Genomic DNA, 12911 nt, shown 5'->3' with positions numbered 1-12911 from the left:
TTCGTGGGTTGGTATAGTTGTATGAGGGTCACTTGCGAATGCTCGGGATTTTATCAGGCTTGAGGGGCAGCGGCCATCCTCGGGCCGACGGGCAGGGCATATGAGTTCAAAAAAATGCAAATCGGGCCGGTAATCGTGCGTATTAAGGTATAGCCTTGAGCTCGCTAGCGTTATGACAGTATGAAAACTTACCGGGACCTTGTGAATGTTTTACCGGTCGCTGTGTCACAGCCTTGCCAAGCCGAGATCACGCGGTCTGTTCCAACCGCTAAATTTGTCGTTCGGGAATCTTCCATGCGTCTGTGTAAATTCTTCTTTGTAGGCTGCTTGTCGTTGGTCAGCCTGGCGAGTCATGCCGAAACCCTCAATGGCCTCTATCAAGTACTTGAACCGGTCAGCAGCCAGTCGCCCCAAGAGCGCGACCAGGCCACCCAGCGTGCCGTGCAGACCCTCGTGATCCGCCTGACCGGCGACGCCAAGGCCGCCGATGGCCCTGGCCTGGCGGCGATCCGCAAAGACCCGCAACAAATCATCAGCCAGTACGGCTACGACGCCGGCCCGCCAGAAAGCCTGCAAGTGGACTTCGACCCGGTCAGTACCGACCGCGCCTTGCGGGATGCGGGCCTGTCGATCTGGGGCAGCAACCGGCCATCGATCCTGGGTTGGTGGCTGAACGATTCAACTGAAGGCAGCAGCCTGGTCGGCGATGGCCAGGCCGTTGCCCAGGCCCTGCGCCGGGCCGCGCAACACCGGGGTCTGCCGCTGCGCTTGCCGCTGGGAGACCTGGATGAACAGGTAGTCGCCACCGCGCCGAACCTTGAAAGCCCGGACGCCACGCCTTTGCGCGCAGCCTCCGAGCGTTACGGTGCCGATGCGTTGCTGGCAGTGCATGCGCGCCAGGAAGGCAGCCAATGGCAGGCAAAATGGCGCTTGTGGCTGGGCGACAAGGCTGAGGAGGGTACCGCTCAAGGCGCTGACACTGCCGCGCTTGCCGACGCGGTATTGCTGGCGGTCAGCCAAAAGCTGGCGCCGCGCTTTGCGGTCAAGCCAGGGGTGAGCAGTGAGCAACTGCTTGAAGTGCAAGGCATGAACCTGGAGCGCTACGCCGCCCTGGGCCGTTTGCTGGAGCCCTTTGGCGGCCAGCCGCAGTTAGTGGATGGCACCCGGATCGTGTATCGCGTCAATGGCAGCGCCGAACAACTGCGCACCCAATTGAGCTTGGCCAAGCTGCAGGAAATTCCTGCTGGCGAAGCCCCGGCCCAGCCAGCCGTGATCGATGGCACGCAACCGGCTGTTGCACCTGAGCCCCAGGCGCAACTGCGTTTTCGTTGGTAAATAGTGTTCCTCCTTCTATATAGAAGAAGGGCGTAAAAAACAGATGGAGTGGTTTATGGCGGATACGCGTCGTTGGGTGTGGCTTGGCGGGATTGTCCTGCTGTGCGGTTTTGTGTTCTTGCTGCATTCGATCCTGACGCCGTTCCTGGTGGCGCTACTGCTCGCCTATCTGTTCGATCCCGTGGTGGATCGCCTGGAAAGAGTCGGCATGTCGCGCACCTGGGGCGTGATCACGGTGTTTGCGCTGTTCACGTTGATCATCACGGCGCTGGTGTTGATATTGGTGCCGATGTTGGCCAAGCAGCTGTTTCGCCTCTATGAGCTGGCGCCGCAGATGCTCGACTGGTTGCAGCACACGGCCATGCCGTGGGCCCAGTCCAAGTTCGGGCTGGCCGATGGCTTCTGGAAGTTCGACAAGGTCAAGGCAGCTATCAGCGAGCATATGGACAAGACCACCGATATCGTCACGGTGGTGCTCAGCCAGGCGACTGCGTCGAGCCTGGCGCTGATCGGCTGGTTGACCAACCTGGTGCTGATCCCGGTGGTGGCGTTCTACCTGCTGCGAGACTGGGACATCATGATGGCCAAGATCCGCAGTCTGCTGCCTCGTGACCGCGAAGAGCGTGTTGTTTCGCTGGCAGCGGAGTGTCATGAGGTATTGGGTGCGTTCGTGCGTGGCCAGTTGCTGGTGATGCTGGCCCTGGGGGTGATTTACGCTGCTGGCCTGATGGCGATCGGCCTGGAGCTGGGGCTGTTGATCGGCTTGATCGCGGGCTTGGCTGCCATCGTGCCGTACATGGGCTTTGTGATCGGCATCGGTGCGGCGCTGGTGGCCGGGCTGTTCCAGTTCGGCGGCGACCTGTACCCGATGCTGGGGATTGTCGCAGTGTTCATGGTGGGCCAGGCCTTGGAAGGCATGGTGCTGACGCCACTGCTGGTGGGCGATCGGATCGGCCTGCACCCGGTGGCAGTGATCTTTGCGATTTTGGCGGGTGGCGAGCTGTTCGGCTTTACCGGCATCCTGTTGGCGCTGCCGGTGGCGGCGGTGATCATGGTGTTGGTGCGCCATGTGCACGACCTGTACAAGGATTCGGACGTGTATACCGGGGTGGATGAGCCCGAGTTGTAATCGCGGTGTCACAAACCCGGCCCTGGCCGGGTTTGTTGTTTCTGGCGCCGGGGTGCGTCAAACAAACTGCGTAAAACCCCCGGGTTAACGCAAACCTTTGATTTTGCTTGTGGTCTGCTGCATTGTGCGCCCGGCGTCACGGGTATAAACTTTGCAAACTTTACATAGAGGCCACTAACGGTTCGATGGGAGCCGTTCAGTCAGCATGAAACCGATTCAGCTGCCCCTAGGTGTGCGTCTGCGTGATGACGCTACCTTTATCAACTACTACCCAGGCGCCAATGCCGCTGCACTCGGCTATGTGGAGCGGCTTTGCGAAGCCGACGCCGGGTGGACTGAAAGCCTGATCTATCTGTGGGGCAAGCATGGCGTGGGGCGTACCCACCTGCTGCAGGCCGCATGCCTGCGTTTCGAGCAGACGGGCGAGCCGGCGGTCTACCTGCCCTTGGCCGAATTGATGGACCGCGGGATCGGCATCTTCGATAACCTTGAGCAATATGAACTGGTGTGTCTCGACGACCTGCAGGCAGTGGCCGGCAAGCCGGAGTGGGAAGAGGCGCTGTTTCATCTGTTCAACCGCCTGCGCGACAGCGGCCGGCGCTTGCTGATTGCCGCGTCCACCTCACCGCGTGAACTGCCGGTGAAGCTGGCTGACCTCAAGTCGCGCCTGACCCTGGCGTTGATCTTCCAGATGCGCCCATTATCCGATGAGGACAAGCTGCGTGCGCTGCAACTGCGCGCTTCCCGTCGTGGCCTGCACCTGACTGACGAAGTCGGGCACTTTATCCTCACCCGTGGCACCCGCAGCATGAGCGCGCTGTTCGATTTGCTTGAGCAACTCGACCAGGCTTCCTTGCAGGCACAAAGAAAATTGACGATCCCTTTCCTGAAAGAAACCTTGGGCTGGTAAGGTCTTGATTTTCCGTGTATCGGCATTTTCAAGGCGTCAGAAAACCTGCGTTTGAGCCCGAAGGGCTACGCAACTGAAGCGAGAAATGGAATCACGGCTTAGATGGCATAGTCGAAACGATAAGTCACATAGATCGCGATTGAATTTGCAAATCGATGTGATAGAGGGCATAGTCTCGGCTTCTTTACACATCAGCCACGGTCGTGCCCATGCTAAATCGCTTCGCACCCCTCGTGCCTCTCGCACTCGTTACCCTGTTGTTTGGTTGCGCCTCCCACCCTCAGCAGGTGGCAGAACAGCAAAAACCACAGGTTCAAAATCAGGCAAAGTTCGTTGCTGCACAGTCTGCTTCTGTTTATGAAGAAGAGGTGGCAACCGAAAAAGAACTCGCCGAGTTCTCTGACAGCAAGCCTTACCAACTGCCTCTTCTGGCCGATAGCATCCTTGAGCGCGGCATGTCCTTGATCGGTACCCGTTACCGTTTCGGCGGCACCTCTGAAGCCGGTTTTGATTGCAGTGGGTTCATTGGCTACCTGTTTCGTGAAGAAGCCGGCATGAATCTGCCGCGCTCTACGCGCGAGATGATCAACGTGAATGCACCGTTGGTCGCACGAAACAACCTCAAGCCCGGTGATCTGCTTTTCTTTAGTACCAGTGGTCGCGGTCGTGTCAGCCACGCCGGTATCTACTTGGGCGATAACCAGTTTATTCACTCCAGCAGCCGCCGCAGTGGTGGTGTTCGGGTCGATAACCTGGGTGACAGCTACTGGAGCAAAACCTTCATCGAAGCCAAGCGTGCACTCGCCATGGCTCCGACTACGGTTACCGCTAGTAAGTAAAGTTAAAGTGATACTTGAAGTTTGACGTGTAAGCGCTAGAATCCCTGGACATTGTTGTCATCCGTTCGCGCGAGCTTTGCTTGCGCGTTCTGGTTTTCAACGTTCGGCAGCGAAAGCCGCATCCAGACCAGGATTGTTCTGCACATGTCGACCTCGGCCCGCCTGATGCTTATTGTTTGCGCCGCGCTGCTCAGCGCCTGCGCCAGTCGTACACCGCCGCCCGCGCCTGTCGCGGTCAAGCCTAAGCCGGTGTTCAACTATGCCACCCAGAATTTCTCGCCTGCTGCCGAAGACGTGCTCTTTCGTGCGCTGGGCCTGGTCGGCACGCCATATCGCTGGGGCGGCAACACACCGGACTCGGGGTTCGATTGCAGTGGCTTGATCGGCTTTGTATTCCGCGACGCTGCCGGCATCTCATTGCCGCGCACCACCCGTGAATTGATCGTGATGCGTGCCCAGGACGTCAGCGAACAAAACCTGCAAACCGGCGATCTGCTGTTCTTCGCCACCGGTGGCGGTTCGCGGGTCAGCCATGCGGGCATCTATGTGGGCGAAGGGCGCTTCGTGCATGCACCGCAGACCGGCGGTACAGTGAAGCTGGATACGCTATCCAAAGCGTATTGGCAGAATGCCTACCTGAGTGCCAAGCGCGTGTTGCCAGGGAATCTGGCGCGTAATCCCTAGCCGAATACAGCACCCGATGTGGGAGCGGGCTTGCTCGCGAAGGCGGAGTATCAGTCGATAAATTTTCTGACTGAACCACCGCTTTCGCGAGCAAGCCCGCTCCCACATTGTTTTTGTGGGGCTGTTCATATGGATTATTTGGCCGCAGAAACCCGCCAAACCTTATTGCCCACATCATCGGCCACCAGCAAATCCCCCTGCTGATCTATCACCACGCCGACCGGCCGGCCCATGGCTTTCTCATCGCTATCAAGAAACCCCGTCAGCACATCCACCGGTTGCCCTTTCGGCTGGCCCCCTTCGAAGGGAACGAAAATCACCTTGTAGCCACTGTGCGGCTTGCGGTTCCAGGAACCATGCTGGCCGATAAATGCGCCATTACTGAAGGGAGCGGGCAGTTTGCTGCCCTCGGCGAAGGTCAGCCCCAGCGACGCAGTATGAGGGCCTACCGCATAGTCGGGAGCGATGGCCTTGGCGACCATGTCCAGGTTCTGCGGGGTTACACGCACATCCACATGCTGGCCGTAATAACTGAAAGGCCAGCCGTAGAAGCCGCCATCCTTGACCGAGGTGATGTAATCCGGCACCAGGTCACTGCCGATCTCATCGCGTTCGTTGACCGCCGTCCACAGCTTGCCGCTCTGGGGTTCCCAGGCCATGCCGTTGGGGTTGCGCAGGCCGGAGGCAAAAATGCGGTGTTGGCCGCTGGCGCGGTCGACTTCCCAAATGGCGGCGCGGCCCTGTTCGGCTTCCAGGCCGTTTTCGCCGACGTTGCTGTTGGAGCCGACGCTCACGTACAGCTTGCTGCCGTCCTGGCTGGCCACCACATTTTTGGTCCAGTGGTGGTTCAAGGGGCCACCGGGTAAATCCACCACCTTGGTGCCTGGGGAGGTGATTGCGGTTTCACCCGGCTGATAGGGGAAGCGCAGCAACTTATCCGAATCGGCCACGTACAGGTCGTTGCCCACCAAGGCCATGCCAAACGGCGAGTTGAGGTTCTCCAGGAACACCGTACGAGTTTCTGCCACACCGTCATGGTCGGCATCGCGCAGCAAGGTAATGCGGTTCGGGCTCGGCACGCCGGCGCCAGCGCGGTCCATGACTTTTTCCATCACCCAGCCGCGCACGCCTTTGGCATCGTCCGGCTTGGGCGGTGCATTGGTCTCGGCCACCAGCACGTCGCCGTTGGGCAGCACGTAGAGCCAGCGCGGGTGGTCCAGGCCTTCGGCGAATGCGGCCACTTGGGTGCCTGCGGCCGCGATTGGCTTGGCGCCTTCGGGCCAGCCGATGGCCGGGGCGATATTGACGGTGGGGATCAACGTCTTGTTCGGCTCCGGCAGCCGGGGCGAGGGCCCGGTGCCGTCGGCGACCTGCAGGGTCGAGCTTTCGCCGCACGCAGCGAGGCTACCGGCGAACATGATCAGTAAGGCGAGTCGGGTTTTAGGCATGGTTTTCTCCTTGATACCTGTAGGGGTAGAGAAGCACGAACGGCGGATGGTTCAAGTACAAGGCCAGCTTTAATTGACGCTCCACCCCCAACCCACTAACCTTCGCGGCTTGTTCCAGGTGCTCTGTGGCGCGCGCGTCGACAGAGTGAAACAGGGAAGCCGGTGAGTGAGCGCACTTGTACACAGTGCTGCCGCGATTCCGGCGCTGCCCCCGCAACGGTAAATGAGTCAAGACGGTGCTGTTTGCCACTGTGTCGCGTGCGATATGGGAAGGCGCGCCCTCGGCTGCTTGCTATCAAAAGCGCCACTCATGAGCCCGGAGACCGGCCTGGATCATCCAACAGCATCACGGTGGGCGATGCTTGGCTGTCTGTTGTTTCTTTTTCCTGCCCGCCGTTTTTGTCCAGCCCCAACGGAGAGCTGCCATGACTGATTCCCACGATCGCGACGAACGCCACCTGGCGCGCATGCTGCGCAAAAAAGCCGTGATTGACGAGCGCATCGCCAATTCGCCCAACGAGTGCGGCCTGCTGCTGGTGCTGACTGGCAACGGCAAAGGCAAGAGCAGTTCGGCGTTCGGCATGTTGGCCCGGGCCATGGGCCATGGCATGCAGTGCGGTGTGGTGCAGTTCATCAAGGGGCGTAACAGCACCGGCGAAGAATTGTTTTTTCGCCGCTTCCCCGAGCAGGTGCGCTTTCACGTGATGGGCGAAGGTTTCACCTGGGAAACCCAGGATCGCCAGCGCGATATCGCCGCTGCCGAAGCGGCTTGGGCAGTGTCCCGGGCCATGTTGAATGACCCTTCCATCGGCTTGGTGGTGCTGGATGAACTGAACATCGCCCTCAAGCACGGTTACCTTGACCTGGACCAGGTACTCAGCGACCTGCAAGCCCGCCCGCCCATGCAGCATGTGGTGGTCACCGGCCGTGGCGCCAAGCCTGAGCTGATCGAAATGGGCGACACCGTCACCGAAATGGGCATGCTCAAGCACGCGTTCCAGGCCGGTATCAAGGCACAGAAAGGCGTCGAACTTTGAATCAGCCCCGTCATTGCCCGGCCGTACTGATCGCCGCTCCGGCGTCCGGCCAGGGCAAAACCACGGTCACCGCCGCGTTGGCGCGTTTGCACCGCAACCTGGGGCGCAAGGTGCGCGTGTTCAAATGCGGGCCGGACTTTCTCGACCCGATGATCCACGAGCGTGCCAGTGGCGCGCCGGTGTACCAGTTGGACATGTGGATGGTGGGCGAGCAGGAAAGCCGCCGCCTGCTCTGGGAGGCAGCAGGGGAGGCCGACCTGATCCTCATCGAAGGCGTGATGGGCCTGTTCGACGGCACGCCTTCCAGCGCTGACTTGGCGCGGCACTTCGGTGTACCGGTGCTGGGCGTGATTGATGGCACGGCTATGGCCCAGACGTTCGGCGCCCTGGCCCTGGGGCTGGCGCGCTATCAGCCCGACCTGCCATTCGCCGGCGTGCTGGCCAACCGCGTCGGCACGTTGCGCCATGCGCAATTGCTCGAAGGCAGCCTCACTGAGGGCTTGCGTTGGTACGGCGCGTTATCCCGTGAGACCGGCATCGAACTGCCCAGCCGCCACCTGGGCCTGGTGCAAGCCAGCGAACTGAATGACCTTGATATACGCCTGGATGCCGCCGCCCAGGCGTTGGGCAGCAGTTGCGAAGTGGCCCTGCCGCCGCCGGTGACCTTTGCCGCGCCGCACGTGATCGAAACCGAACCCTTGCTGGCCGGTGTGCGGATTGCCGTGGCCCGTGACGAAGCCTTTGCTTTTACTTACGGCGCCAGCCTGGATCTGTTGCGGGCAATGGGCGCGGAGCTGAAGTTCTTCTCACCGATCCATGATCGCCAATTGCCTGAAGCGGACAGCCTCTATTTGCCCGGCGGGTATCCGGAACTGCATCACCAGGCATTGTCGGCCAATACCTCGATGCTGGACGCCATTCGTGCTCATCACGCCGCTGGCAAACCGCTGCTCGCCGAATGCGGTGGCATGCTCTATCTGCTCGACTCGTTGACCGATGTGGAGGGTGAGCGCGCCGAACTGGTTGGCTTGTTGCAAGGCGATGCGGTGATGCAGAAGAAACTCGCGGCCCTGGCGCTGCAAAGCGTCGAGCTGCCGGAGGGGACCTTGCGTGGGCATACCTATCACCATTCCCTGACCAGTACCGAATGGGCGCCGATTGCCCGTGGCCTGAGCCCTAACGGCGGGCGCGGAGCTGAAGCGGTTTACCGACAGGGTCGTTTGACCGCCTCCTATGTGCACTTTTATTTTCCGTCGAATCCTGGCGCGGTGGCCGCGTTGTTTGCGCCCGACCTTGAGACCGTTATCGCAGGCAAGCCAGCTCCCACAGTTGACCCAGTTGCAAACCAATCCAATGTGGGAGCGGGCTTGCTCGCGAAGAGGCCATGACTGACAACGCTTTCCCCCAAGCCGACCGCGAAGCCGTCTACCGCGCCATCGCCGAACGCCGCGACATGCGCCACTTCCGCGGTGGCAGCGTCGCGCCTGAACTGCTGCAGCGCCTGCTCCACGCTGCGCACCAGGCGCCCAGCGTCGGCCTGATGCAGCCGTGGCGTTTTATCCGCATCAGCGATCGCTCGTTGCGCAGCCAGATTCAACAGTTGGTAGAAGAAGAGCGCGTACGCACCGCCGAAGCATTGGGCGAGCGCTCCGATGCGTTCATGAAGCTCAAGGTCGAAGGCATCAACGATTGTGCCGAGGTATTGGTCGCCGCCTTGATGGACGATCGCGAGCGCCACATCTTCGGGCGCCGCACCCTGCCGGAAATGGACATGGCCTCGCTCTCCTGCGCCATCCAGAACCTGTGGCTGGCGGCGCGCGTGGAAGGGTTGGGCATGGGCTGGGTTTCGCTGTTCGACCCCCAGGCCCTGGCCGAGTTGCTGGGTTTGCCACCCGGCGCAAAACCCCTTGCAGTGTTGTGCCTGGGGCCGGTGGCCGAGTTTTACCCGGCACCGATGTTGCAGCTTGAAGGCTGGGCCGATCCGCGACCGCTGAGTGACATGCTGTATGAAAACACGTGGGGAGTGAGTCAATGAGTGTGGCCTTGCTGTGTGTGGCTGCGGTGGCGCTGGATGCGCTGCTCGGTGAGCCCAGGCGCTGGCATCCGCTGGTGGCGTTTGGCAATTTCGCCGGGCGCATCGAGCAACGTTTCAATACTGGCGGGCGTGGCTGGCGCAGCCATGGTGTGACCGCGTGGTTTATTGCGGTGGTGCCGCTGACCCTGCTGGCCACGGCGTTGTCGTGGGCGCCTTATATCGGCTGGCTGCTGGAGATCCTGGCGTTGTACTGCGCCCTGGGCATGCGCAGCCTGGGCGAGCACGTGATGCCGGTGGCCCAGGCCCTGCGCCGTGATGACCTGGACGAAGCGCGTACACGTGTGAGTTACCTGGTCAGCCGCCAGACCAGTGAACTGGACCGTACTGAAGTGGCCCGCGCAGCCACCGAATCGGTGCTGGAGAACGGCAGCGATGCGGTATTCGCCGCGTTGTTCTGGTTTGTGGTGGCCGGTGTGCCGGGCGTGGTGCTCTATCGTCTGAGCAACACCCTGGACGCCATGTGGGGCTATCGCAATGAGCGCTTTGAGCGCTTCGGTTGGGCAGCCGCCAGGATCGATGATGTGCTCAACTATATTCCTGCGCGCTTGGTGGCTTTAACCTACGCGTTATTGGGTAAAACCCGCCTGGCGCTCAAATGCTGGCGCACTCAGGGCCCGACTTGGGACAGCCCCAACGCCGGCCCGGTGATGGCGGCAGGGGCCGGTGCCTTGGGTGTGGAGCTCGGCGGCGCGGCGATTTATCACGGCCAGGTGCATCAGCGCCCGCCATTGGGCGAAGGCCCGCCGGCCGACGCCGATTCCATTGATCGCGGCTGGCAACTGGTGCAGCGCGGCGTATGGCTGTGGCTGCTGGTCCTGTGCGTGGGGGCGCAAATCTATGCTTGAACATGGTGGTCGGCTGCGTAAGGCCGCGATTGAGTACGGCATTGCCGAAGCGGATTGGCTCGACCTGTCCAGCGGCCTGGCGCCCTGGCCGTGGCCGATTCCCGAGATTCCCTTGCGTGCCTGGGCGCGTTTGCCGGAAACCGACGACGGATTGGAAAAGGCTGCCAGCGAGTACTACGGCGCCGGCCCATTGCTGCCGGTGCCGGGCTCTCAGGCCGCGATCCAACTGCTGCCGCGCTTGCGTCGTTCCGGCAAGGTCGGCGTGCTTTCGCCCTGTTACGCCGAACACGCCGAAGCCTGGCGCCGCGCCGGTTATGTGGTGCGCGAAGTGCAGGAGCAGGAAGTCGACTTCTTTCTCGACAGCCTCGACGTGCTGGTCGTGGTCAACCCCAACAACCCCACGGGCTTGAGCCTGAGCCCGCAACGCCTGCTGGACTGGCATGCGCGGTTGGCCCAGCGCGGTGGCTGGCTGGTGGTGGACGAGGCGTTCATTGACGTGACCCCGGACTTGAGCCTGGCCAGCCATGCCGATCAGGTCGGCTTGATCGTACTGCGCTCATTCGGCAAGTTCTTCGGCTTGGCCGGCGTGCGCCTGGGCTTTGTGCTGGCCGAGCGCAAGTTGCTCAAGCTGTTGGCCGAACAGGTCGGGCCCTGGGCCGTCAGTGGGCCGACGCGGGTGTTGGGCCAAGTGTGCCTGCGCGACACCGACGGGCATGCGCGCCAGCGCAGTCGTTGCATCGCAGCCGGCCAGCGTCTGTTCGAGTTGCTTGAGCGCCGTGGGCTTCAACCGCACGGCGGCTGCGCATTGTTCCAGTGGTTGATTACCCCCCACGCTGAACGGCTGTACGAATTCATGGCCCAACGCGGCATCCTGCTGCGCCTGTTCGTGCACAACAGCAGCGTGCGCTTGGGCCTGCCCGACACCGACGCCGACTGGCTGCGCCTTGATGAAGCCCTGGCCGCCTACAAGGACGCCACATGACCACGTTGATGGTGCAGGGCACCACCTCCGACGCCGGTAAAAGCACCCTGGTGACTGCGCTGTGTCGCTGGCTGGTACGCCAAGGCGTCGCGGTGGCACCGTTCAAACCGCAGAACATGGCGCTCAACAGCGCGGTGACCGCCGAAGGCGGCGAGATCGGCCGCGCCCAGGCGGTGCAGGCCCAGGCTGCCAACTTGGCGCCCCATACCGACATGAACCCGGTATTGCTCAAGCCCAACAGCGACACCGGCTCCCAAGTGATCATCCATGGCCGTGCGGTCACCAGCATGAATGCCGTGGCCTATCACGACTACAAAGCCATTGCGATGCAAGCGGTGCTGGCCTCCCACGCGCGTTTGAGCCAGGCCTACCCGGTGGTGATGGTCGAAGGCGCGGGCTCACCGGCCGAGATCAACCTGCGCGCCAATGACATTGCCAACATGGGCTTCGCCGAGGCGGTGGACTGCCCGGTGCTGTTGATCGCGGACATCAACCGCGGCGGCGTGTTTGCCCATCTGGTTGGCACCCTGGAGCTGCTGTCGCCCAGTGAACAGGCGCGGGTCAAGGGCTTCATCATCAACCGTTTTCGCGGCGATATCGCGTTGCTGCAACCAGGGCTGGACTGGCTCGAAGCGCGCACCGGCAAACCGGTCGTCGGCGTGCTGCCCTACGTGATGGACCTGCACCTGGAGGCGGAAGACGGCATCGACCAGCGCCAGATCGACAAGGCCGCCCAGGTGCTCAAGGTGGTGGTGCCGGTGCTGCCGCGCATCAGCAACCATACCGACTTCGACCCGCTGCGCTTGCACCCCCAGGTGGACTTGCAGTTCGTCGGGCCGGGCCAGGCGATACCTGCCGCTGACCTGATCATCCTGCCGGGCTCGAAAAGCGTGCGCAGTGACTTGGCCTATCTGCGTGCCAATGGCTGGGACACCGCCGTGGCGCGGCATCTGCGTTATGGCGGCAAGGTACTGGGGATCTGCGGCGGCTTGCAGATGCTCGGCGAGCAGGTCCATGACCCGCTGGGTCTGGAAGGGCTCGCGGGCTCCAGTGCCGGCCTTGGGTTGCTGGCGTTCAGCACCACCCTGGAACAAGAGAAACAACTGCGCAATGTGCGTGGGCGTCTGGTATTGGAAGATGCCGACGTCAGCGGTTATGAAATCCATGCGGGGGTGACCTGCGGCGCTGCCTTGGCAAGCGCTGCGGTCCTGCTGGACGATGGCCGCAGCGATGGCGCGCAGAGCCCTGATGGGCAAGTTCTAGGCACCTACCTGCACGGCTTGTTCGAGACCCCGGCAGCGTGCAGCGCCTTGCTGCGTTGGGCCGGGTTGCAGGAGGTGCAAGAGGTGGATTATCACGGCTTGCGCGAGCGCGATATCGAGCGGTTGGCGGACTTGGTGGAGCACCACTTGGACACCGATTTGTTGCGCAAGCTATGTGGGATCTGACGGTGCTCACACGACCCAACTGTGGGAGCGGGCTTGCCTGCGATAGCCATGTGTATCTACACAACGCTGTAGTGCTCAACGGTAACCACGATGCGAAGCGAGCCGCCCTTGATCTTGATCTGCTTTTGATCTTGATCTTAGGCGCCCCGTTAAACCACG

Annotated in this window: 12 protein-coding genes and 1 riboswitch; of the genes, 11 read left to right on the top strand and 1 reads right to left on the bottom strand. The window is 61.8% G+C overall.

Features of this window, described 5'->3' with window-relative positions:
* The first annotated feature begins 294 nt into the window (after positions 1-294).
* From BMH52_RS25840 to BMH52_RS25820, 5 genes are all read left to right on the top strand, one after another.
* On the top strand, positions 295-1335 hold the full coding sequence (locus tag BMH52_RS25840; RefSeq protein WP_014719397.1) for a DUF2066 domain-containing protein: 1041 nt from the start codon (positions 295-297) through the stop codon (positions 1333-1335).
* A gap of 55 nt (positions 1336-1390) precedes the next feature.
* Entirely contained in the window at positions 1391-2464 is a 1074-nt protein-coding gene (locus BMH52_RS25835; protein WP_073845499.1) for an AI-2E family transporter, read from the top strand.
* A gap of 205 nt (positions 2465-2669) precedes the next feature.
* A complete protein-coding gene (gene hda, locus BMH52_RS25830; protein WP_014719395.1) occupies positions 2670-3374 on the top strand; it encodes a DnaA regulatory inactivator Hda in 705 nt (234 codons plus the stop codon).
* Positions 3375-3583: 209 nt separating this feature from the next.
* Entirely contained in the window at positions 3584-4213 is a 630-nt protein-coding gene (locus BMH52_RS25825) for a C40 family peptidase (protein WP_003193051.1), read from the top strand.
* Between the two features lie 144 nt (positions 4214-4357).
* Positions 4358-4897, top strand: a complete 540-nt coding sequence (locus BMH52_RS25820; RefSeq protein ID WP_003193049.1) for a C40 family peptidase — start codon at positions 4358-4360, stop codon at positions 4895-4897.
* Between the two features lie 134 nt (positions 4898-5031).
* Here BMH52_RS25820 and BMH52_RS25815 read toward each other — a convergent pair whose 3' ends face one another.
* A complete protein-coding gene (locus BMH52_RS25815) occupies positions 5032-6345 on the bottom strand; it encodes a sorbosone dehydrogenase family protein (RefSeq protein WP_044268409.1) in 1314 nt (437 codons plus the stop codon).
* Positions 6346-6444: 99 nt separating this feature from the next.
* Positions 6445-6692: riboswitch (cobalamin riboswitch) on the top strand.
* Between the two features lie 78 nt (positions 6693-6770).
* Here BMH52_RS25815 and cobO point away from each other — a divergent pair.
* The 6 genes from cobO to BMH52_RS25785 are packed head-to-tail and all read left to right on the top strand — an operon-like array spanning position 6771 to position 12752.
* Positions 6771-7382, top strand: a complete 612-nt coding sequence (cobO, locus tag BMH52_RS25810) for a cob(I)yrinic acid a,c-diamide adenosyltransferase (RefSeq protein WP_073845497.1) — start codon at positions 6771-6773, stop codon at positions 7380-7382.
* Positions 7379-8770, top strand: coding sequence for a cobyrinate a,c-diamide synthase (locus BMH52_RS25805; protein ID WP_073845495.1), 1392 nt, complete (start codon positions 7379-7381; stop codon positions 8768-8770). The genes cobO and BMH52_RS25805 overlap by 4 nt, the downstream gene beginning before the upstream one ends.
* Positions 8767-9417 (top strand): 5,6-dimethylbenzimidazole synthase, encoded by a 651-nt coding sequence (gene bluB, locus BMH52_RS25800; RefSeq protein ID WP_014719391.1) that lies wholly within the window; start codon positions 8767-8769, stop codon positions 9415-9417. Before BMH52_RS25805 ends, bluB begins: the two co-directional genes overlap by 4 nt.
* Positions 9414-10322, top strand: coding sequence for an adenosylcobinamide-phosphate synthase CbiB (gene cbiB / locus BMH52_RS25795; protein ID WP_072433685.1), 909 nt, complete (start codon positions 9414-9416; stop codon positions 10320-10322). The genes bluB and cbiB overlap by 4 nt, the downstream gene beginning before the upstream one ends.
* A complete protein-coding gene (gene cobD / locus BMH52_RS25790) occupies positions 10315-11304 on the top strand; it encodes a threonine-phosphate decarboxylase CobD (RefSeq protein ID WP_032903127.1) in 990 nt (329 codons plus the stop codon). The genes cbiB and cobD overlap by 8 nt, the downstream gene beginning before the upstream one ends.
* A complete protein-coding gene (locus tag BMH52_RS25785; RefSeq protein ID WP_014719388.1) occupies positions 11301-12752 on the top strand; it encodes a cobyric acid synthase in 1452 nt (483 codons plus the stop codon). Before cobD ends, BMH52_RS25785 begins: the two co-directional genes overlap by 4 nt.
* Positions 12753-12911 lie beyond the last annotated feature (159 nt).

The sequence above is a fragment of the Pseudomonas sp. BTN1 genome, assembly GCF_001907715.1.
Taxonomy (GTDB): Bacteria; Pseudomonadota; Gammaproteobacteria; order Pseudomonadales; family Pseudomonadaceae; genus Aquipseudomonas; species Aquipseudomonas paracarnis.
Note: the sequence above shows the minus strand (reverse complement) of the source record. Positions and strands in the feature narration are given on the sequence as shown.